The organism is Moraxella boevrei DSM 14165 (assembly GCF_000379845.1).
Classification (GTDB): Bacteria; Pseudomonadota; Gammaproteobacteria; order Pseudomonadales; family Moraxellaceae; genus Faucicola; species Faucicola boevrei.
Genome location: NZ_KB903808.1, coordinates 1 through 21,853, shown reverse-complemented (window position 1 = coordinate 21,853; position 21,853 = coordinate 1). Strand labels below are relative to the sequence as shown.

The 21,853-nt window shown below is 38.4% G+C and carries 15 protein-coding genes and 1 pseudogene; 5 read left to right on the top strand and 11 right to left on the bottom strand.

Annotated elements, in window-relative coordinates; all coding sequences use genetic code 11:
• Positions 1-55: 55 nt before the first annotated feature.
• Together A3G3_RS0109875 and A3G3_RS0109870 are read right to left on the bottom strand one after the other, a co-directional pair.
• A complete protein-coding gene (locus A3G3_RS0109875) occupies positions 56-3,289 on the bottom strand; it encodes an efflux RND transporter permease subunit (RefSeq protein WP_019520356.1) in 3,234 nt (1,077 codons plus the stop codon).
• A 14-nt stretch (positions 3,290-3,303) separates the two neighbouring features.
• The gene (locus A3G3_RS0109870; protein WP_019520355.1) at positions 3,304-4,689 is read right to left on the bottom strand and encodes an efflux RND transporter periplasmic adaptor subunit; all 1,386 of its coding nucleotides are present in this window, start codon (positions 4,687-4,689) and stop codon (positions 3,304-3,306) included.
• A 383-nt stretch (positions 4,690-5,072) separates the two neighbouring features.
• On the opposite strand from A3G3_RS0109870, the gene A3G3_RS0109865 reads away from it, so the two are divergent.
• Positions 5,073-5,624, top strand: coding sequence for a TetR/AcrR family transcriptional regulator (locus A3G3_RS0109865; protein WP_019520354.1), 552 nt, complete (start codon positions 5,073-5,075; stop codon positions 5,622-5,624).
• Between the two features lie 14 nt (positions 5,625-5,638).
• On the opposite strand, the gene A3G3_RS0109860 is transcribed toward A3G3_RS0109865, so the two are convergent.
• Both A3G3_RS0109860 and A3G3_RS0109855 read right to left on the bottom strand, forming a co-directional pair.
• Positions 5,639-6,976: a WS/DGAT/MGAT family O-acyltransferase gene (locus A3G3_RS0109860; protein WP_019520353.1), complete on the bottom strand. Its 1,338-nt coding sequence runs from the start codon at positions 6,974-6,976 to the stop codon at positions 5,639-5,641.
• A gap of 46 nt (positions 6,977-7,022) precedes the next feature.
• Positions 7,023-7,814 (bottom strand): thiazole synthase, encoded by a 792-nt coding sequence (locus A3G3_RS0109855; RefSeq protein WP_019520352.1) that lies wholly within the window; start codon positions 7,812-7,814, stop codon positions 7,023-7,025.
• Positions 7,815-7,913: 99 nt separating this feature from the next.
• Between A3G3_RS0109855 and A3G3_RS0109850 the strand changes: the two genes are divergently transcribed.
• From A3G3_RS0109850 to A3G3_RS0109840, 3 genes are read left to right on the top strand one after another with little or no spacing between them, the layout of a single operon-like run.
• Entirely contained in the window at positions 7,914-8,807 is an 894-nt protein-coding gene (locus tag A3G3_RS0109850) for a hypothetical protein (protein WP_019520351.1), read from the top strand.
• A 6-nt stretch (positions 8,808-8,813) separates the two neighbouring features.
• Positions 8,814-10,310, top strand: coding sequence for a type II secretion system ATPase GspE (gene gspE, locus A3G3_RS0109845; RefSeq protein WP_019520350.1), 1,497 nt, complete (start codon positions 8,814-8,816; stop codon positions 10,308-10,310).
• A 2-nt stretch (positions 10,311-10,312) separates the two neighbouring features.
• On the top strand, positions 10,313-11,032 hold the full coding sequence (locus A3G3_RS0109840) for a CPBP family glutamic-type intramembrane protease (protein ID WP_019520349.1): 720 nt from the start codon (positions 10,313-10,315) through the stop codon (positions 11,030-11,032).
• Here the strand turns inward: A3G3_RS0109840 and radC are convergent.
• The 7 genes and pseudogenes from radC to A3G3_RS0109805 all read right to left on the bottom strand — a co-directional run.
• Positions 11,024-11,698 (bottom strand): RadC family protein, encoded by a 675-nt coding sequence (gene radC, locus A3G3_RS0109835; protein WP_019520348.1) that lies wholly within the window; start codon positions 11,696-11,698, stop codon positions 11,024-11,026. The two genes, A3G3_RS0109840 and radC, sit on opposite strands and share 9 nt — an antisense overlap.
• 697 nt (positions 11,699-12,395) lie before the next feature.
• The gene (locus A3G3_RS0109830) at positions 12,396-13,694 is read right to left on the bottom strand and encodes a TolC family protein (RefSeq protein ID WP_019520347.1); all 1,299 of its coding nucleotides are present in this window, start codon (positions 13,692-13,694) and stop codon (positions 12,396-12,398) included.
• A gap of 84 nt (positions 13,695-13,778) precedes the next feature.
• On the bottom strand, positions 13,779-15,206 hold the full coding sequence (locus A3G3_RS0109825; RefSeq protein WP_019520346.1) for an HlyD family type I secretion periplasmic adaptor subunit: 1,428 nt from the start codon (positions 15,204-15,206) through the stop codon (positions 13,779-13,781).
• Between the two features lie 47 nt (positions 15,207-15,253).
• Positions 15,254-17,407 carry a type I secretion system permease/ATPase gene (locus A3G3_RS0109820; protein WP_026212977.1) on the bottom strand — a complete coding sequence of 718 codons (2,154 nt, stop codon included), beginning with the start codon at positions 17,405-17,407 and terminating at the stop codon, positions 15,254-15,256.
• Between the two features lie 124 nt (positions 17,408-17,531).
• A complete protein-coding gene (locus A3G3_RS0109815; protein ID WP_019520344.1) occupies positions 17,532-20,315 on the bottom strand; it encodes an RTX family hemolysin in 2,784 nt (927 codons plus the stop codon).
• Positions 20,316-20,350: 35 nt separating this feature from the next.
• Positions 20,351-20,857, bottom strand: a complete 507-nt coding sequence (locus A3G3_RS0109810; RefSeq protein WP_019520343.1) for a toxin-activating lysine-acyltransferase — start codon at positions 20,855-20,857, stop codon at positions 20,351-20,353.
• A 482-nt stretch (positions 20,858-21,339) separates the two neighbouring features.
• A pseudogene (locus A3G3_RS0109805) lies at positions 21,340-21,540 on the bottom strand (transposase); the annotation flags it as partial.
• 86 nt (positions 21,541-21,626) lie between these two features.
• Here A3G3_RS0109805 and A3G3_RS0109800 point away from each other — a divergent pair.
• On the top strand, positions 21,627-21,853 hold a 227-nt coding region (locus tag A3G3_RS0109800; protein WP_019518991.1), incomplete at its 3' end, for a transposase.

Below are 21,853 nucleotides of genomic sequence, written 5' to 3'. Positions count from 1 at the left end.
TTATCAAACTGTCTGTTAAACCAATTTTAATTTTACTGATAAATAGCAATCAATATTAGCTTGAATGATTAATCGGTTCGTGTTTGGTTAGCAAGGTATTTTCGCTTGGTAACACCACGGTTTGGGTTCGCTGTGGATTGCCATTATTTGGATTACTATTATTTGAGTTATTGGGATGATTCAATTTACCTTTAAAAATTGAACGCACCCATACATAGAACATCGGAATAAAGAACACACCTAGTAACGTTGCGGTAATTACCCCACCCAGTACGCTCGTGCCAATCGCCGTTTGGCTACCAGAACCCGGCCCTGTGGCAAGAAATAACGGTACAACGCCCATACCAAACGCAAGCGATGTCATGATAATCGGACGTAGACGCTGACGGGCGGCGACCGTAACCGCATTGAACAGATTATGGCCTGCTTCTTGGCGTTCTTTGGCAAATTCAATAATCAAAATCGCATTTTTTGCCGATAGACCGACCACGGTGAGTAAGCCCACTTGTAAATAAATATCATTTGAAAAACCACGCAAACTGGTGAATAACATCGCACCCAATACCCCAAGTGGCACAACGAGCATCACCGCAAACGGAATTGACCAACTTTCGTACAACGCTGCCAAACATAAGAAGACGATTAACAACGACAAAGCGTATAACATCGGAGCTTGAGCACCTGATTTTTTCTCTTCTAAAGAAAGTCCAGTCCATTCAAAACCGATGCCTTCTGGCAGTTTGGCAATCATGGCTTCCATCGCTGTCATGGCTTGACCACTACTTAAACCTGGGGCTGGACTACCTTGAATGTTCATTGATGATAAGCTGTTGTAACGGTTTAAACTTGGGCTACCGTATTGCCACTCACCTGTGGCAAATGAGCTAAACGGTATCATCTGACCTTGATTGTTACGCACATACCACTTGTTAATATCGTCAGATGTAGTACGGCTGTCAGGCTCGCCTTGCATATAGACTTTTTTGATACGACCACGATCCATAAAGTCATTGATATAGCTACTCCCCCAAGCGGTTGATAACAAGCTATTAATCACTGATGGGTCAACGCCCATACTTGCCGCCATATCGTAGTTGACATTGACTTTATATTGTGGCGAATCTTCCAAGCCGTTTGGACGTACGCCGACCACTTCTTTACTTTGACTTGCCATGCCAAGTAGCATATTACGAGCTTCAAGCAAAGCATCGTGTCCAAGCCCCGTTTGGTCTTGTAATTGTAAGTTAAAACCTGTGGCATTACCAAGTTCAGTAATTGCAGGGGGTACAATTGCATAAACCGAGGCTTCGTTGACTTGGGTCATAAAATAACCCATGGCACGCCCTGCAATCGCTTGGGCTTTATTTTCTGCTCCTGTACGATTTTCCCAATCGGATAATTTTACAAATGCCAAGCCCATATTTTGCCCTTGACCTGCAAAACTAAAGCCATTAACACCAAGCACAGATACCACGTTGTCTTTTTCTTGGGTTCTAAAATAATTGTCAACTTTGTTTAACACTGCTTGGGTTTGTTGTTGGCTAGAACCTGCTGGCAATTGCACTAATGCAATCATAATGCCTTGGTCTTCGTCTGGTAAAAACGAACTTGGAATACGGGTAAACAAAAATCCCATAATCGTAATGATAATTGCATAGCCAATCACATAGAGCGATTTGGCTTTGGTGCTTTTGCCAACAAAATTTTCATAACCATGGCTTACACGGTTAAAGGTGCGATTAAACCAACCAAAAAAGCCTGTTTTTTCTTCGCCGTGATGTTTTGACCGTTTTAAAATGGTTGCACATAGGGCAGGGGTAAACACCAACGCCACAAATGCCGATAACAACATACAGGTAATCAAGGTTACCGAAAACTGACGGTAAATCACCCCTGTTGAGCCACCAAAGAATGCCATCGGTACGAATACTGCGGATAACACTACTGCAATCCCAATCACCGCACGGCTAACTTCGTCCATAGATTGGCGAGTGGCATCTACCACGCTCATGTGTGGATTTTCTTCGAGTACCCGTTCCACGTTTTCCACGACGACAATCGCATCGTCCACCAGTAGACCAATTGCCAACACAAGGGCAAACATGGTCAAAATATTAATACTAAAGCCCAATGCCAACAGAATAGAGAACGTCCCCAAAATAACCACAGGCACAGCAAGCGTTGGAATAATCGTCGCACGCCAGCTTTGCAAAAAGATAAACATCACCACGAATACCAATGCAATCGCTTCTAGCAAGGTTTTAATCACTTGCTCAATCGATAAACGTACGAACGGTGTGGTATCATAGGGGGTTACTACTTTTAAACCCTTTGGAAAATTGCGAGAAAGTTCATCAATTTTGGCTTGAACCGCTTCACGTGTGTCTAACGCATTCGCCCCTGTTGCTAGGGAAATACCCAGAGCCGCAGTTTCTTTACCATTATAAGTTGAAATAATGTTATAACGCTCACTACCTAATTCAACGGTCGCTACATCGCCAAGGCGTACCCGTGAACCGTCAGTATTGGATTTTAGCAAAATATTGCGAAACTGTTCGGGCGTTTGCATATAGCTTTGTACGGATACAGTCGCATTGATAACGTTACGATCGCTGTTGGTTGGCATTTCGCCTAATTGACCAGCAGAAACTTGGGCGTTTTGGGTACGTACCGCCGTTGCCACATCAGATGGCATCAAGCTATAGGCTTTGAGTTTGGCAGGATCAAGCCAAATCCGCATAGAGTAAGACGCACCCCACAAGGTGATATCGCCCACACCTTCCACACGGCTCATTGGGTCAATGATGTTAGAGGATACATAGTCAGAAATATCCGAACGGCTCATACTGCCGTCTTCAGATACAAATGCAAATGCCGCCAAAAAGCCAGTTGATGACTTATTGACGTTCACGCCCATACGTTGTACGGTTTCTGGCAATGATGTCATTGCTGATTGTAGTTTATTTTGTACTTGAACTTGGGCAGTATCTGGGTTTGTCCCATTTTCAAAGGTGAGCGTAACTTGAGCTGAACCTGCTGATGAACTGGTGGACGACATATACATCAAGCCGTCAAGCCCTTTCATTTGTTGTTCAATCACCTGCGTCACTGAGTCTTCAATGGTTTTTGCCGATGCCCCAGGATAGGCGGCACGGATACTTACCGTTGGCGGTGCAATTTTTGGGTATTGCTCAATGGAAAGCTTAAAAATAGACAGTACCCCAGCCAGCATGATTATCATTGCGATAACCCATGCAAAAATAGGGCGGTCAATAAAATAACGTGACATTCAAATCCCCTAAATTATGGTTGTTGTGCTGATGCAGGCTGGCTTGCATGAACAGATTTTGGCGTACTGGCAGTTTCACTCGCCGTTGATGCAGATGCCGTCGGTGCATTAGTTGGAGCATTGCCAATCGCCCCTGACATTGCTCCTTGGGTAGGTGCAGGCGTGGCAGGTGTCGCTGATGCGGTATAAGGGGCAACATTGACTTGTTGCTCAGGCTTGACCTTTGCACCGCCTGTAATTACCACGTTGTCACCTTGTTGCAGACCGCCTGTTACCACCCATTGACCTTCATAAGTACCTTGTACTTGCACAGGGCGGACTTGGATTTTTTTGTTGACATCCACGATATACACGGTAGTGTCGCCTTTTGGCGTACGGGTAATCGCTGATTGTGGTAGCAATACCGCACTGTTCATCACACCTTGGATAAGCTCCGCACTCACCATCATGCCTGGTAACAATACATAGTCATCATTGTTAAACACCGCACGTAAATTCACTGTGCCTGTATTTGGGTCCACTTTGGCTTCTTCAAAACGTAACTGCCCAATCGCAGGATAAACTGAACCATCAGGCAGTTTTAACCGCACACGCACGCTATTGGCTTCGCTGACATTTCCGCTCGCAAATTGCTGACGCAATGCCAACAATTCTGCTGATGATTGGCTAATATCCACGTATATCGGATTTAGCTGTGAAATCGTGGTGAGCTGAGTTTGGGCAGTAGTCGCAAGCGAACCGACATCCGCACTCGCCAAACTCGTGATCCCACTAATCGGTGCGACAACACGCGTACGGTTATAATTTAGCTGATTGTTGTTAACGGTTTGTTGGGCAGCAGCAGCATTGGCTTTGGCGGCGTTGATTTGAGCTTGAGCTGCTTCAACCGCTGAACGAGCAGTTTGCACATTGGCAACCCCAATGTCATATTCTTGTTTAGAAATTGCATTACTATTTTTTAGTGTTTCTAAACGATTAAGGTTTTGCATTGCCAAATTTAGGTTAGCTTGCTGGGTTTTTAAGGTTGCTTGAGCGGTGGCAATCGATGCAACTGCTTGGTTGTAAGTTGCTTTACTGCCTGCCAAACCACTTGCATAATTGTCGGCATTGATTTGGTAAAGGGCTTGACCTTGTTTCACAAAACTGCCTTCACGGAACAATTGTTTATCAATAATCCCTGTAATCTGTGGTAATACCACGGCTTCTTGATACGGTACAGTTTTGCCCGAAAGTTCTTTGACTAACGGCACGGCTTGAAATTGCACTGGCATGACGTTTACAGTGGTTGGTGGCATTTGTTGTTGGGCAGCCGCTTGCTGTCCCGCCTTGTCCGCCTTGCTACAGCCGACCAACGTCACAGAGCCTGCCAATGCCAGCATCAGCAAAAATGGGTATTTCATAATGACCTCATGGATAATATAGCTCTTTTAAATAAGAAGTTTAAAAAAAGCCATAAATTTGTATGATTAAAGATGAAGAAAAATTTACAAAGCTATACAAAATTGTGATATTTATTTAAAATTTTACTATTTTATAAAAAAATGTTGCCTGATAAAACCAACAATATTAAACAAACAATTTAATAACAAACAAATTAAAAAAAAATGTATACTTAATTCATTATTTTTTGTTAAAATTGTTCAATATATCTCTTGTGAAATTCAAGACCCTTCGCAGTGAGCTTATAGAACTGTAACGGTTTTCCTTATACTTTGATAAGCTCAGTATAAACGGAAAACCTACTTTCACAAGAACTCTAATAAAATCATTTGTCGAGTACAACATGGATTTACGAATTATCAAAACCCATAAAGCCATTCGTTATGCCTTTATTGAGCTATTAAGCGAACAAAACTATGATGACATCACCATTCAAGACATTTTGGATAAAGCATTGGTAAACCGAGCCACTTTTTATAAATATTACACAGGCAAAAGTGATTTAGCAGGGCAAATGATTGACGAATTTCGCCAACAAGTAGAAAAAATCTTGTCTGATAGACTAAATATTGATGACAAATCCCTAGAAATGAGTATGCACTGTCATGGACAGCGAATGTTTGAACTAAGAAAACAAATGCTTGCTTTGTGGAAAATCCGCACCAAACGGCATAATTTATATCAAGATATGTTTGATATGAGCAAACAAAATTTTATTGAATTGGCAAAACAACAAAACAAAACTAACAACACCATCCATAACCTAGACTATCAAGCCACCATGATGGCAACACTCATGATGGCAAGTATTCAGTACTATTTTGAACGAGACCAACCTTTTCCCAAAAATTTTCACGATGACTGGGAAAATATGATTCATATTGTTAAAATTTAATGCAAAAAATTTCATCAAAAATTATCAACTTCTTCTTGCATATAAGTTAAGATCATATCAATATTGGGCAACACTTTGGCACATGCCACGATACAAAATTCAATGTTATCTTGATAAGTGCAAAAAGTAATATTCATCGCTTGGTCGTTTAGCACCACTGATGCAGGATAAATTGCTTGTAATTTTGCACCTTGCCAATACAGCGGTTTTTTGGTGGCAGGTACGTTAGAAATGATTAAGTTAAAACCACGATATTCAGGTATAATACCCGTTAACACTTGTAAACCTGCTCGGCTATATACGATACCACTATACAAAATAGAACTGGCTTGGTTCATGCGAGAAAAGCGATTTTTACTGTTTTTAGTGCTGGCGTGAATGGTGTGTAAACGTTGAATGGGGTCGTGGATATGGGTGGCAAGGTTGGCTAAGATAAAGGTGATTTGGTTGCCGACGTTGTAATTTTTTTGTTGAGTATCACGTAAAGACAATGGCACAAATCCTACCAGTGGTTTTTTTGGCAGGGCGTGTTGGTCGTTTAAATATCGGCGAATAGCGCCTGAACAGACTGCTAACACCACGTCATTAAAGGTTACGTCATGGGTTTTGGCAATTTGTTGAAACCGTGAAAACGAGAATGATGCTATCGCAATACGTCGTGAGCTAGAAATCGGTTGATTAAGCAAACTATCAGGAGCTTGCGTCGTGGTGACATAATCTTTGTTAAAACGTTCGTAAATATTTTTTAATAATTCACGTCCAACGGGCGGTAAGGCACGCGTTTGTTCTTTGATAATTTGCCAAGCGGATTTGTGTGGCGGTATTAGGGCATCTAATTGATGGCGATGCCGTGTCATCAATGCCCACAGTGGTAAATTGGTTTTTTCAGTGGGCGATTGCGAGAGCATTTTTTTTACCAACTGTAACGCCGCCACACCGTCAATCATGGCATGGTGGATTTTAAAGTATAGTCCAAAACGATTACCGTCCAAGCCTTCAATCACATGGCATTCCCACATGGGTTTTGATTTGTCCAGCAGGTTACCATGTTCCTTAGAAACATAGTTGAGTAACTCAGTGATACCTGCAGGTTTTGGCAAGGCAATATGACGAAAATGGTGTGACACGTCAAAATTTTTATCCGTTTGCCAAAATAGCCAACGGTGCAAGACTTGATTAAACGGAAAACTTGGCGGAATTTGACTAGTTCGCATCAAATCAACCAATTCGCTGACAAAATTATCTTTGGCATCACTTGGCAATTCAAACAAAAACAATCCCCCAATGTGCATGGGCTGATTGCGATTTTCTAATAACAAAAATAGTTGGTCAACGGCGGTTAATAGACGCATGAATTTGCCTTAAATTTTTATCTTTTATAACACTATTTTTTAAAAATTAACGGAAAAAATAGCCCGTTTGTGGCGAGCTTGCTTGAGCCATATAACGAGATGGCATACGCCCTGCCAAAAATGCTTCTCGTCCTGCCATCACAGCGTGTTTCATCGCACTTGCCATTAACACAGGGTTTTTCGCATGGGCGATTGCGGTATTCATCAACACGCCATCACAGCCCAGCTCCATAGCAATACTGGCATCAGATGCCGTGCCAACACCTGCATCTACCAGTACAGGAACTTTTGTTTGTTCAATGATTAAGCTTAAGGTATGGCGATTTAAAATCCCCAAGCCAGAACCAATCAAACTCCCCAATGGCATAATCGCCACACAGCCCATACTTTCTAACTCTTTGGCAACAATGGGATCATCTGATGTATAAACCATCACGTCAAAACCGTCATCAATCAAGGTGCGACATGCTTTTACCGTTTCAATCACATTGGGATATAGATTTTTGTCATCGCCCAAGACTTCTAATTTTACCAAATTATGACCGTCCAAAAGCTCACGAGCCAACTGGCAAGTTCTGACGGCACTGTCTGCATCAAAACAACCTGCGGTATTGGGTAAAATGGTATATTTTTCAGGGGAGATCACATCTAACAAGTTTGGCTCATTTTTGTTTTGACCGATATTGGTACGGCGAATGGCAACCGTTACAATTTCGGCCCCTGATGTAGCGATTGCTTCGCCTGTTTGGGATAAATCTTGATATTTGCCTGTGCCGACCAATAAGCGTGAATGAAAAGTGCGTGAACCAATGGTTAATAAATCATTTTGGGTATTCATATATCACATTATCCTAGCCAATAAAAATTGCTTTAGTATAGCAAATTATTCACATAAATATGTTAAAATAATGCAAAATTTCATCAAGGTTGATTGAAAATGTCAAAAAAACCGCAAATTCCCGTTTTGCCACAATTTAAACAAAAATTAACCCACGAGCAAAAAATTCGCTTAAATCGCTTGATTGACGAGTTTAGCAAACTGGGTGAGACTTTAAATATCCAATATTTTTATCATGACAGTTTGGTCAATAACACCCCTTTACACAATCCCAAAAACTACCCACTCGTTGATTATATCAAGCAATTTAACTTAAGCCCTGATGATTTGCCGATTTTTGCGGTAATGGTTAGTTCGGATAAACTGCATTTTGCCAATGATGACCGCTATTTTGTACCACTGCATAGTGTTTGTGCGATTGCTGATTTACAAGTTGCTGGTAGCGAAACGTTAATTATCAATGAGTTATACCGTTGCCATACCTATGATAATGACTATTTATCCGAGCTTGCCCCATTTTGTTTGGCAAAATTTGGACGTGAAGCCTTTGATAATTTTGTCAATGCCTCTAACCAACTTGATGATCCTTTTGCTAAAAGCATTTTTCAAGAAACTTTTAAAATCATCGCCCAAACTCAACCCAAAAATCGTGAACCAGCCATTGATGTCTTGGTAAAGTCATTACAAGATTTTGCAAATCATGATAAAACTTATAATTCTTTTTTAATTAGTAGCTTAGTAGATTTAAAAGCAAATGAGTATTCACCCTTTATCAAACAAGCCTTTGATGCCGATTGTGTTGATTTGTCCGTGCAAGGTGATTATGAAGAAGTGGAAATTCTGTTTGGTATTCGCCAACAACGCAGTACGCCCAGACCCGAATTTTGGGGAAATGATGACGAATGGCAAGCATTACGAGCATTATTTCAAACAGAACAAGAGTTACCTGAACCAATCTTGCTAAATCAAGCCATTCAACAACTAACAAAATAAATCATTATGCTAAATCCAGTCGCCTTGCCTTACAGTTTTGCCAAACGTCATCAAATTTTGTTAAATTATGCCGAATTTGACCTACCGCCAAGCCTAATTATCACCGATAGCACGCCCATGACCGCTATCAATGAAGCCAATCGTTTTGCCAGTAGTCAGGGCATTGCCTTGCCGTTAGTCATTGAGATGGTAAATGTGGAAGACTTTGACAAACGTCTCGCCAGCACTTATGCAGGCAACACAGGCGAAAGCCAACATATCGCACAAGGGCTAGAAGACCACCCAGATTTGGCAAGCCTTGCCGACAGCGTGCCTGAAACCGAAGATTTGATGGACCAAGAAGATGATGCACCGATTATCCGCTTAATCAATGCATTACTCTCCGAAGCCATTCGCCTAAATGCGTCAGATATCCATATTGAAACCTTTGAAAAACGCCTATCTGTGCGTTTTCGGGTGGACGGACAATTAAAAGAAATCGTCAGCCCAAAACGTGAACTTGCTCCCCTGCTCGTCTCTCGTATCAAAGTCATGGCAAAACTGGACATCGCCGAAAAACGTGTACCGCAAGACGGTCGTATCTCACTTCGCCTTGCAGGGCGAGAAGTGGACGTACGTGTTTCTACTTTGCCGTCAAACTTTGGCGAACGTGTGGTCATGCGTCTTTTAGATAAACAAGCAGGACGGCTTAATATGACTTATTTGGGTTTGTCTGATGATGATTTTGCCACCTTAAAATATCTGATTCATCGTCCGCATGGCATTATTTTGGTAACAGGACCAACAGGCTCGGGCAAAACCACCACACTTTATGCCAGTTTATCTGAATTAAACGACAATACTCGCAATATTTTAACCGCAGAAGACCCCATAGAATTTCAGCTTGACGGCATTGGACAAACCCAAGTCAATAACAAAGTGGATATGACCTTTGCCAGAAGCCTAAAAGCCATGCTCCGCCAAGACCCTGATGTGGTCATGGTTGGGGAAATCCGTGATTTGGAAACCGCCGAAATCGCCGTACAAGCATCCTTAACAGGGCATTTGGTACTCTCCACCTTACACACCAACACCGCCATCGGTGCAGTAACCCGCCTTGCTGATATGGGCGTTGAGCCGTTTTTGTTATCATCATCACTGATTGGCGTGGTCGCACAGCGTTTGGTTCGCACACTTTGTCCGCATTGTCATACATGGACGGGCATTGATGATTTTTCTGCCAATATTTTTAAAGAAGTTGGGCTATCCACAGACAAATTACCAAAACCCGTTGGCTGTGAAAAGTGCAACCATTCAGGCTTTAAAGGGCGAACCGCTATCTATGAAGTTGTACCGATTGATGACAAATTACGCCAGCTGATTCACGCCCAAGTTGCCGAGTTTGAACTGGAAAAATACGCTCGTACCAAATCGCCATCTATCCGTACAGACGGTTTAAAAAAAGTACTGCAAGGTAAAACCACATTGGAAGAAGTATTAAGAGTGAGTAAAGAGACGGATTAATCATGTTAAAAAAACTACCTTTTTTAAACCTTATTGATATCGCTATTTTAACAATCATTTTTTTTGGTGAAGCGATTTTTAATTCAGCCTATGGTTTTTTGGAGCTGACGACCAACAATCAAGTCGCCCCAGAGACACTGGTTTTTGATGATACAATAAATTTAATGGGCATTGCCAAAGAAAGTATTACCTTAGTAATCGCTTTTATTTATTTAGCTTTTAGAAAATTTGATTTTAGTCAATTTAACTTAAAAATCCGCCGTAACTTTTTGCTAAAAACGCTGATGTACTTTGTTATCGCAGGCACAGTTGCTAGCAGTTATGAATATTTACAAATGTGGCTATTTCCCAATTTATATCCACCTTTGGGGAATACTGGCTCGGAGCAAGTATATTCTTTCAACGAACATTTTTCCCAATTTTCGCCGTCTTTACTGGCGTTTTCGTTGTTAAATGGTTTTTTTGAAGAATTGTATTTTTTGGGCATTATCTTTGCGGTACAAAGAAAATATTTGCCTTTTGCCCTGATGTTTAGTTTGCTGATTCGTTTTTCTTTTCATACCTATCAAGGCATTGGTGGTGCGTTGGTGATTACCACGCTTGGGATTTCGTTTTCGTTATTACGCTTAAAATACGATGATTTGCCTGCTTTTATGTTAGCTCACAGTTTTTTTGATATTTTGGGCCTTGGTTTGCCGTTGTATTTGTTGGATTTAGAATAAGTTTAATTCTTTTAAAGACTTTGTTTCGTTATTTCCCACAATAATATGGTCTATCAAGGTGACATCTATCAATTCACACGCCTGAAATAAGTTTTTGGTCAATTCAAGGTCATCTTTTGACGGTATGGCAGATGTGTTTGGGTGATTGTGGGTGATAATCAGTTGCCCTGCTCCATATTGCAAAGTTTTTCTTAATACTTCTTTGATACAGACTGAACAAGATGAAATACCACCTGTAAATAATATTTCAAAGTGAATTAATTTTAACTCATTGGTTAAAAATAGTACCGCAAAAACTTCTCGGCGTAAATGGCGTAATTGGGTGGTTAGGTAATCTTTGACAAGTTGGCTAGAGTTTAATACTGGGGTTTGTTGCATTTGGCTTGCCAAGTAGCGTTTTGCCATTTCCAGACTGGCTAAAATTTGGGTATATTTGGCAATACCAACGCCATTGTAAGACATGACGTCATCAGGCGGTGCAGAAAAGATATTTGCCAAACTGCCAAATGTTTCAATTAATTCTCTGGCTAATTCAATGGCAGATTTTTGTTTCGTGCCTGTGCGTAAAAATATGGCTAAAAGTTCGCTGTCAGATAGGCTTTCTGCTCCTTTTAACAGCAGTTTTTCTCGTGGGCGTTCGTCAATTTGCCAGTCTTTGATTGCCATTTTTTTTGTCAATTTTTTGAAAAAACTAGGGTGTTGAGTATTTGATCTACTCCCACCACCAAAGCTATATCTACAGTATTAGAAATTTAATACAGTCCTTAAACTAAAATAAACAAATCAAATCACTTATTTTTTCAATTATATCAATAAATTATATTTTTGTAAATTACTTTGATATTGGTAAGGGAAGGTTTATGGTAATTTTTAAGCTTGGAGAATATTCTGCTTAAGGTATGGGAATCTTTGCAACCCATAGCATAAATTATCACGTTTCAGTATGCCGCTATTGTTCAATAGTATCGACATGAGGGTACTTTTTTTACACATAAGAAGTCTTGCTACATCAGCTAATGCCTGTTGGCATCTATTATTGCTTGCATTGATATCAACGTCACGGCTTATATTGGATATTGTTAAATAAAAATGCTTTTTAAGGTTTTTCGTTCGTATTGAGCTTGTCAAATTATAAGAAAAACTGCCAGATGTCAAAAAGCTCAATGAGAACAGCTTTTTTTAATATACTTCAAATTAACAATCCCCCAAGTCTCAGACCATGATAGAAAACACCTTAAATCTGCTGTTTGCTAAATGGAATGGGAGATTGAGTATACTATAGTTACAATACTAGGATTTACACAAAATAAAAGTGGTTATCATATAACCCGTGGATTACAGATTAACATAAAGAATGCACAAATCATAAGCTTATATTTTTTTCCAATTCTAAACCACTTTCTTTAATAAGTGTTAGGTAAGCCATTAAAAATTTATATTTAGCCTCTGCAAGTTTTTGCTCTGCCTCTGTTACCCCTTGTCTAGCCCGTATTACTTCTAAATGATTTCTCATACCATATATTTTTCCTGTTTCAGTTGATTTGAGTTGGAGTTGCCTGCTTTTAAATACACGTTCTTGTGCAAGAATTTGATGGTACATAGTATTACTTTCAGTATAGGCTTGACGTATCGCCAATTTAATTTGTCTCTCTATAGCGACTAGTTGAGCACGAGTTGCCTCATATTGATTAATTGCTTCATTTATTTTACTACTTAGATCCCCACCTGTAAACAAAGGAATATTAACCTGTAATTGTATTGTAGTGTTTCTTTCTTTACCACGAACTTTATAATTATTAGAAGATGATGTATCTTGATTATCTTGATATTTGATTTGTCCTTTGAGTGTAGGCAAACGACTATTTTTAGCAGCTTTGAGAGCTTCTTCTTGGCTGTTAACAGTATATTTTTGTGCTAAATATTTATGATTGTTTTCTAAAGCAATCAACTGCCATTCATCTAAGCTATATTTTTTAACCTGTAAAAGATAATTATCAATTTGATTAAGGATAGAAATAGGCTCAATTTGTTTACTATCTAACCCTGTATAGTTATTAAGCTGATTTTCTAAAATTTGTCTTTTTGCAATTGCAGCAATTTCTTGTGCTACGGCACTATCATAACCTGCTTGAGCTTCATGTATATCTAGTGCTGTGGCAGCACCTTTATCAAATAATGCCTGAGCATGCTTGAGTTGTTGTTCATAAGATATCTTTTCTGCTGTGTAAGCAATAATTGTTTCGTTACTGAGTAACAGGTTAAAATAGTTTTCTGCCACATTGTATAATAGTTGCTCTTTAGCATTGTTATAATTTTTCTCAGCTGCTTTACTATTATAGATACTTTGATGATATTTGGCAATTTCATTTCCATTAAATAAAGTTTGACTAAGTTGTAAATCCCAACCATAATTTTCTTTAATAGGGGTTGAAGAATGAGGTTGATTCTGATAATGGATATTCCCTGAAAGATGTGGATAGAAAACTGATTTGGCCTGCTGTTGTTTTTCTTGAATAACATTTTTTTGATAAAATGCTTCTTGATAATCCGCAGAATTTTTTTGTGCGGCAACCCACGCTTCTTGTAAATTAAATGCATAAATAGGAGAACTATTCACAAAAAAGAATAAATAGATACACCTTTTAATTTTTATATTTCTCATAGTTTCTAAAATTTATTAGGTTATTTTTAATGGTTCTTATTATAACATCTAAGCTTATCAAATTAAATAAAAGCACAGGAAAAATTAACGCTCACGAAAGCTTTCATCAATTTTTGTCTGTAATGGGCTTAATATATAATCTAAAACACGACGTTTACCTGTTTTAATTTCAGCAGTAACATTCATTCCTGGCGTTAAGTTGATTGTTACTCCATCTATATTTAATGTGCTTTTATCAAGAGAAACAAGTGCAGTATACACTAGACCTAAATGTTGGTGTTCTATAGCATCATGACTAATACTTTTTATTTTACCTGTTAAATAACCATAACGTGTATAAGGAAAACTCTCGATTTTGATGATAACATTCTGCCCAACTTTTACAAAGCCGATATCTTTATTTAGCACTAATATCTCTACTTCCACTTGATTATCGTTAGGTGCCACAACCATAATTTTTTGTGCTGCTTGTACAACTCCACCTAAAGTATAAGCTGTTAGCTCTTGTATAGTACCATTAACAGGTGATTTAATACTCAGCAATTTCTGTCGCTGCTTAGCTTTATTAGTTTGACCAGTATATTGATTAATCTGTTCATTGGTTTGGCGTAAAGATTCTAATGTATCACGTTTTAGATTTTGAGTATGTAACATACGGTTCTGTTCAGCTTGCATGATTGCAGCCTGTATTTTTTGAATCTGACTACGTGTACTTTGTAAATCATTTTGATTACTAAGTAATTTGCTTTCTTGTTCTAGATAAGCATGCTCAGATATAAAATTTTCTGCTTTGAGACTCCGATAATCATCAGTCTTTTGATGTTCAATTGCACCAACTGAAACCAACTTTTGTTCTTGGGATCGAGCAGATTGTAATTCTGCTTGATGTCCTTTTAAGGTTAATTTTAGTTGTTCATCTTGTGCTAACCATGCTTGATATTGATTTTGGGCTAAAGTTTGAGCTTCATTAATTTCCGATTCTGAAATATTTAAAGACTTTGCATATGCTACATCAATCTGAGGATTAATACGGTGATTTAATGCTGATAAAATTGCTTCAAGGCGTAGCTTAGATAATTGCGCTGCTCGAAGGGCTTTCTCGGACTGAGCAACATCACTATCTGAACCGATTCCCACTAAATCTACTAATATTTCACCTTGTTGAACATTTTGACCATCACGTACATAAACTGCTTTAACTATCGCTGTTTCCAAAGATTGAATAGTCTTGCTACGGCTACCTGAAGAAATTTTACCTGAAGCTGTAGCAACAATGTCAATCTGTCCAACCCAAGACCATAATAAAGCAAATAGAGCAAATATCATGATTATTCTAGCTGTCCATTTAGAGAAACTGGATACAGGTGTATCAGTGAGTTCCAAATGTGCAGGGAGAAAAGCGAGCTCTTCTTTAGTACGTTTAGGCGGATTTAGTTGGTCTCGAACTGCCCATGTATTGCGCCAAACGGTTATATAGCGAATAAAAAAATCTTTAAGTGCTTGTATAAACATGAATTATTTCCCTTGGTTATTTAAATAACAGCATTAATAGCACAAGTTTATCCATTCTGCAAATCATATAAATAACGATAGTAACCATCTTCTTTTTGCAACAATTCTTGATGTGTGCCTTGCTCTACAATTTTCCCCTTGTCCATTGCAATAATGCGATGTGCCATTTTTACGGTAGATAAGCGATGTGCAATAATCAACACTGTTCTACCTTGGCAAATTGCCTGCATATTTTGCATAATAGCCCTTTCCGACTCATAGTCTAATGCACTGGTTGCTTCATCAAAAATCAAAATACGTGGATTGGTAATTAAAGCACGTGCAATAGCAATACGTTGGCGTTGTCCACCTGATAAACCTGCACCTTGTTCTCCAACAATCGTATCATAACCTTCAGGCAATTCCATAATAAAGTCATGTGCTCCAGACATCTTAGCAGCCTGGATAATAAATTCTAACGCCATACCTGTATCAGTTAAGGCAATATTATCTCGAATACTACGATTGAGTAGCACATTTTCCTGTAAAACAACACCTACTTGGCGACGTAACCAAGCGGGATCAGCTAATGCCAAATCGTTTCCATCAACTAATATTCTCCCATTTTCTGGCACATATAAACGTTGCACTAATTTTGTCAATGTCGATTTACCTGAACCAGAGCGTCCTACAATACCCAGTATTTCTCCAGCGTTAATATGTAAATTCAAGCCCTGTAAGATTAAATGCCCATCTATTTTATAACGAAAATCAACATCTTTAAATGTAATATCACCCTTAATATCAGGTAGGGCTAGACGAGATGTAGAATGCTCGGTTGGAGTGTTTAAAATATCACCCAGTCGTGCCACTGAAATTCCTACCTGTTGAAAATCTTGCCATAATTGTGCCAAACGAATAACAGGAGCTGCCACCTGACCTGCTAGCATATTAAATGCTATTAATTGACCTACTGATAGTTTACCCTCAATTACCAATTTTGCACCAATCCATAAAGTTGCTACAATAACTAATTTTTGAATAAGTTGCACTCCTTGTTGTCCAACCATTGCCAACTTAGCTACCCGAAAACTGGAAACAACATAAGCTGCTAATTGATTATCCCAACGGCGGGTCATTTGAGGTTCAACCGCCATTGCCTTTACCGTACCAACCGCAGTAATACTTTCCACCAAAAAGGATTGATTATCTGCATTGCGTGCAAATTGATCATTTAGTCGCATACGTAAAATTGGGCTAATAAAGGCAGACCAAAACGCATATATTGGTAATGATGCCAAAACTACCAGTGTTAAAGTAGGGCTGTAATACCACATTACAAACAAAAATATAAAAGAAAACACCAAATCTAAAACTGAAGTAAGAGCTTGACCAGTTAAGAAATTGCGGATATGTTCCAGCTCCCGTATGCGTGCAACCGTATCACCCACCCTTCTGCTTTCAAAATAAGCAAGTGGTAAAGCGAGTAGATGACGAAATAATCGTGCTCCTAGCTCTACATCAATCCGAGAGGTTGTATGAGCAAAAATATAAGTGCGTAGACCACTTAAAATGACTTCAAATAAACTTACTACCAATAAGGCAATCGCTACCACATCCAGAGTAGAAAAACCACGATGTACCAACACCTTATCCATAACAACCTGAAAAAACAATGGTGTAATCAAAGCAAAAATTTGCAGTACCACTGAAATAACGATGACTTCAAAAAAAATATAACGATATTTGATTACCGCAGGAATAAACCAAGTAAAATCAAATTTAGCTAATGAACCCAATATTGATGCACGAGAAGTTACCAATATTAACTTACCAGAATATCGTTCAGAGAACTCTCTTGCATCTAATATTATGGGACGATTCTCAATCAAATCGTAGATGAGATATTTTGTAGCGGATCCTGTGCCATCAATTTTAGTTAGTATGAAATGGCAGTTTGAATTCTTATCTAAATCAGGGGGGGTATCGCACCATACCAAAACAGGAAGTGTTATCATTGACAATCGATCTAAAGGTTGTTTTACAGCTTTTACCTTTAATTCTAATTTCTTTGCTGCCAACATCCATTCAATTTCATTCAGGTCTCCTGTCGTATTATCGGAAAACTGATGAATAATATCTGCTGGATTCGCAGAAATACCATAGTATTGGGCAAGAATAACTAAGGCAGACAGAGCAGGTTGTTGAACATAATCTATCATAACTAGAGTACTACTGAGGATTCATAAATTAAGTCTAATTAAAAAAGTATCACCACTCGTATCATTAGTTTCATAATCTAAAACTAATGATACGAGTGGTGATATTGTCTCTTAAATTAAACCACTAAGCACTTGGAGCCAAAATTCCTTGAGTTGGTTGTGTAATTGGCTGTAAGGCGTTAGAACTCACACTATTTGCTGTACCAAATAGTGCCATTGACCCAACTAGCTTATTTAAGCTACTTGCAATGTCCGAGGCAGATAATTTTTGGCTCTTATTCTCATCAGCAAGCTTTTTCAATTCTTGAGATGTAATTACTGTACCATCTTTCTTATCTTGCAAAATTTTATCAATTTGATCGGAAGTGATATAACTACCATCTTTACCAATTAGTTGCTCAATTTTATGATCTGTTTTATTACTTTGATAATTTTGTAAATTTGATGTTATGTACCATCTTGGTATGTTAATATTACCTGAATGATCATTTCGTTTAACTATAATACCCTCTTTGGTACGTTCAATCATAATATCAGATATATTTGCATCTGCAAATGCTAATTTATCATTGCCCGTGCCATCGTACAAAGTATCATTACCATCACCTTTCCGAAAGATATAGACATCATTACCAGCACCACCATTTAATACATCATCGCCAGCACCGCCATCAAGTAGATCATTTCCATCATCACCTAAAAGTTGATCTGCACCTTTGCCACCAAATAAACGGTCATCGCCAGCACCGCCATCAAGTATATCATCTCCATCTCCACCGTGGAAGATATCAGTGAATTTGGAGCCCTTGAAGTTATCATTAAATTGAGAGCCAATTATTTCTTCTACGGATTTTAATTGATCAGTAGACTTATACCCATATCCAACTTGTCTCAATTCATAATTACGATACTCAAGAGTCTCTGTGCGTTTACCTACCGTAGTATCTTGGCGTTTCACAACTTCATGATAAATATCACCTTTAGCCACTGTACGATTAACGATATAGCTGCCCATTTCAGTTGCATGTGTGCCGTCTACGATAATATTACCCAAGCCACCATCTTTGCTATATAAAACACGATCGTATCCATCTCCACCGTCCACATTCATTTTACCTTGCCCAGCAAAGATATCATCGTTACCAGCACCAGCATTTACAATCAGCTCAATTTCCTCTACAGTTTCCTGCTCATTAATACGCTGAATAACTTTAGAGAAGTCTAATTTAGAGCTTGCATCACCATCAGTGATCTGCCAATTTTTAACACGCTCAAATTTCAATTTATTGATATAAGAATATTTACCATTACTTATGCGTTCGCGAGATTCTTTACCTGCACTTAATAATGGTGAAGTAAAGTGTAATGCTTGAGTTTTCTTGCCATCTGAATTACTGATGTCTACAATTCCAGTCTTGGCATCTAATGTAATATTAACACCGGCCTCCACTTTTTTACCATCTTCAAAAGCATCTACATAAGCTTTTCCGCTCTCAACTTTCTCTCCCAACTTGGTAATACCTGCCAACTCACCGATATTATTATCCCAGCGTTGTTGTGTAATAGCAATAACACGCTCAGCTTCCAACTCTTTATTCAGCTCAGACAAAAATTGTAAGTTATTAGCCAAATAAGCAGCATAACGAGAGTCATAACCTTTATCAAAATAGTTCTGACCACCATTTTGCTTTTCCCACTCTAGAATTCTACCTTGCAAACGATTCGCAACACTTTCAAACATTGCTTGCTTAGATGCCTCTAGAATACCAGAGATTAATCCCGTTACTCCAGCGACCAATAGGGCAATAGGTGCACCAACAGCAGATCCTACAGCGGCGGCAGAAACACCCGCAGAAACTGCACCTAATGCCGTATTAATTGTAGTTAACGAAGCTTCAATAGTGCCTGCACCACGCTGATATTCAGCCAGTAGATGGTCTCCATCATAGCCGAATTTTTGGAATTGTTTTGCAAATTCATCAAGAGCATTGGCATGGTTAAATTTATCCGCCGCATTCACAAATGCCAAAGGACTAATTGCCAACATAATTGATGAGGTGATTAAAGCAGCAACTGCGCCGGTAGTTGATAGACCAGCAGCAACGCGTTGTGCTAAGACATATGAAGAAATTGCTTTTGTTACATTACCAACAACTTGATTGCTTAACTCAAAACCTGCAGCCACTTTTTTACCAGTTGATGCATCTTTATCCGCCAAAACAAAACCTGAAGAAATACCTGATAACAAACCAGTAATCACTTCCAAACCAACACTGGTTTTAGAGAAATTTAAGTTTTGCAACTTATTTCCTAAGCCAGAGAAACCCTTAGCCTGCGATATAGTGGAGCCTAGCTTTGCCAGCTGTGCAGAAAATGCCTCAACTGTTTGAACGCTACTAGATAGGTTGCCAACCACTTCATTGATCAATTCAATACTGGCTTTCGCTAAATCAGTAGGTGCAGCATCGCCTTGCTTGATCAAAGAATCAAGTTCCATGCCCGCTAAAGCAGTACCCAAGAAAGAACTGAGGGTTGCCAACACACTACTTGCCTCTCCTAATTGATGATCAATATTCTCTGCACTTTTCAGCCCTTGTGCCAACTTATTGGCAGAATGTTTTTTTAAGAGTTCATCTAGTTTTGTTGCAGAGATAGCAACACCAGTTTGTGTAAGAGAGAGTAGCTGATTTGCCGTATCAATAGATTTTTTTGCTGTTTCAGTGTGATTAGGCTCTTCTGCCAAACGAGCAATTCCTAACTCATCGGCAGCTTTGATGAAGTTATTTAAGCTCCCTTCCTTTTGCGGATCATAGTCCTTAGGAATGGCCAAATAAAGACTTTTTAGTCCAGACTTAGTGGAGCTTAAACCGGCTTGAATATTAGTTTTAATTACATTTATTTTAGACATGGCTATTTACCCTAATTGTTTTGAAAAGGTTTGAATTAATTATCTTTAGATATAATAAAATTATTCTGAGTTGATAGTTTGCTCATCAGATCTTCGTGGTATTGTGCAAACATTTTTGAGGCCAACTTTGGATCAACAGATTTTCCATGGAATTCAGTTATCTTACCATGCGACGAATTTTCTTCCACACGGATAGCTCTAAACAATTCATCTGCAAACAACTCTCTCATGTGTTTTGTCAGTCTCAGACTATCGCCAAATGGGGTAATCCAGTCAATAAACCAGTTTCGATTACCCGACTGCCAATCTTCCAACTTAAGAGAAGTAACATCGTTAATATATTTAACCTCATTTTCCAAACTAAGCTTAGCCCAACTACAATATGCTACAGGCATATTATCTCTTCTTAGCAGTACATACTGCTTCGTTTCAATTGCTGGAATAACATTTGTTGTTAAGAGAGAAAGCGTCCAATTCTTATGCAAATTAGAATTGGCCCACAGCCAAGTAATCGCTCCAAGTTCTGTGAAATTATCATTCATTGGTATTCAACTCTCTAAGCTAAGTTTTTGAATTAAGTGACTCAAGTAAATATAAAATTTATATGTTAACACACGATTTAATACAATAATTTATACAGTATGATAATCAACATTTAATTACATATAATAATATAGCAACAAGAAAAAATCAACTCATATAGTATAATCATACTACAAATTTTCACATAGAACTGCTTAGCTTTATTAATTAGCATAGGCTTTCGTAAAAACAATTAAAATTATAGATCCATCACTAAGCTTTGTTAAATGTGCCAAGGTATGGTACTTCCAAGCTAAAAAATTGTAAGTCCTATCAACCTATTAAAACTTGAATCTTATAACATAACTTAAACAATTTATTTTATCACCAGACTATAAATTTAAAATAAATAATTTATCATATATTTATTAAAAATAAGGAGTATCGGGATCCTTATTAATTATAATAAATTAGTGAAATTATTTATAGGGCAGTTGAACACTCACAGCTGCAACCATAGATAGGCAAAGGCTAAAGCGACATTATTTTCAAAGTTTCTTTTTAACTTATCAAAGCGTGTGGCAATAGCCCGATAATTTTTTATCTTACAAAAAGTATTTTCAACCAAATGCCGAAACTTATATAAATACCAATCCATATGCTCATTGGTCTGTTTACTATTTGACTTGCGTGGAATATTAGCATGAATGGCTTTATCTGTCTGTAGTGGCATAATAAACCTAGACAGCTGATAAGAGATTATAATAGCCCAAACGGAGGCATAATCTCATGACAAAAGTACGTAAAACATACACACCCGAATTCAAATTAGAAATGATAAAACTCATAGAAGAACAAGGGCAAAAACCAAGTAATGTTGCAACCCAATATGAAATAGCCGAATCCACACTCGAAAACTGGCTAACCCGTTATCGCAGAGAAAAACGAGGCAACCCCATAACCAAAGGCAACGCTCTAACTGAAGAACAACGAGAAATCCAGCGACTAAAAAAAGA

Bases quoted from the DNA above. Each gene is read 5' to 3' on its own strand.
- radC (WP_019520348.1), bottom strand. From the start codon at position 11,698: ATGGCAATCAAAGACTGGCAAATTGACGAACGCCCACGAGAAAAACTG.
- gspE (WP_019520350.1), top strand. From the start codon at position 8,814: ATGCTAAATCCAGTCGCCTTGCCTTACAGTTTTGCCAAACGTCATCAA.
- A3G3_RS0109855 (WP_019520352.1), bottom strand. From the start codon at position 7,814: ATGAATACCCAAAATGATTTATTAACCATTGGTTCACGCACTTTTCAT.
- A3G3_RS0109875 (WP_019520356.1), bottom strand. From the start codon at position 3,289: ATGTCACGTTATTTTATTGACCGCCCTATTTTTGCATGGGTTATCGCA.
- A3G3_RS0109820 (WP_026212977.1), bottom strand. From the start codon at position 17,407: ATGATAGATTATGTTCAACAACCTGCTCTGTCTGCCTTAGTTATTCTT.
- A3G3_RS0109830 (WP_019520347.1), bottom strand. From the start codon at position 13,694: ATGAGAAATATAAAAATTAAAAGGTGTATCTATTTATTCTTTTTTGTG.
- A3G3_RS0109810 (WP_019520343.1), bottom strand. From the start codon at position 20,857: ATGAATGATAATTTCACAGAACTTGGAGCGATTACTTGGCTGTGGGCC.
- A3G3_RS0109825 (WP_019520346.1), bottom strand. From the start codon at position 15,206: ATGTTTATACAAGCACTTAAAGATTTTTTTATTCGCTATATAACCGTT.
- A3G3_RS0109865 (WP_019520354.1), top strand. From the start codon at position 5,073: ATGGATTTACGAATTATCAAAACCCATAAAGCCATTCGTTATGCCTTT.
- A3G3_RS0109870 (WP_019520355.1), bottom strand. From the start codon at position 4,689: ATGAAATACCCATTTTTGCTGATGCTGGCATTGGCAGGCTCTGTGACG.
- A3G3_RS0109815 (WP_019520344.1), bottom strand. From the start codon at position 20,315: ATGTCTAAAATAAATGTAATTAAAACTAATATTCAAGCCGGTTTAAGC.
- A3G3_RS0109840 (WP_019520349.1), top strand. From the start codon at position 10,313: ATGTTAAAAAAACTACCTTTTTTAAACCTTATTGATATCGCTATTTTA.
- A3G3_RS0109850 (WP_019520351.1), top strand. From the start codon at position 7,914: ATGTCAAAAAAACCGCAAATTCCCGTTTTGCCACAATTTAAACAAAAA.
- A3G3_RS0109860 (WP_019520353.1), bottom strand. From the start codon at position 6,976: ATGCGTCTATTAACCGCCGTTGACCAACTATTTTTGTTATTAGAAAAT.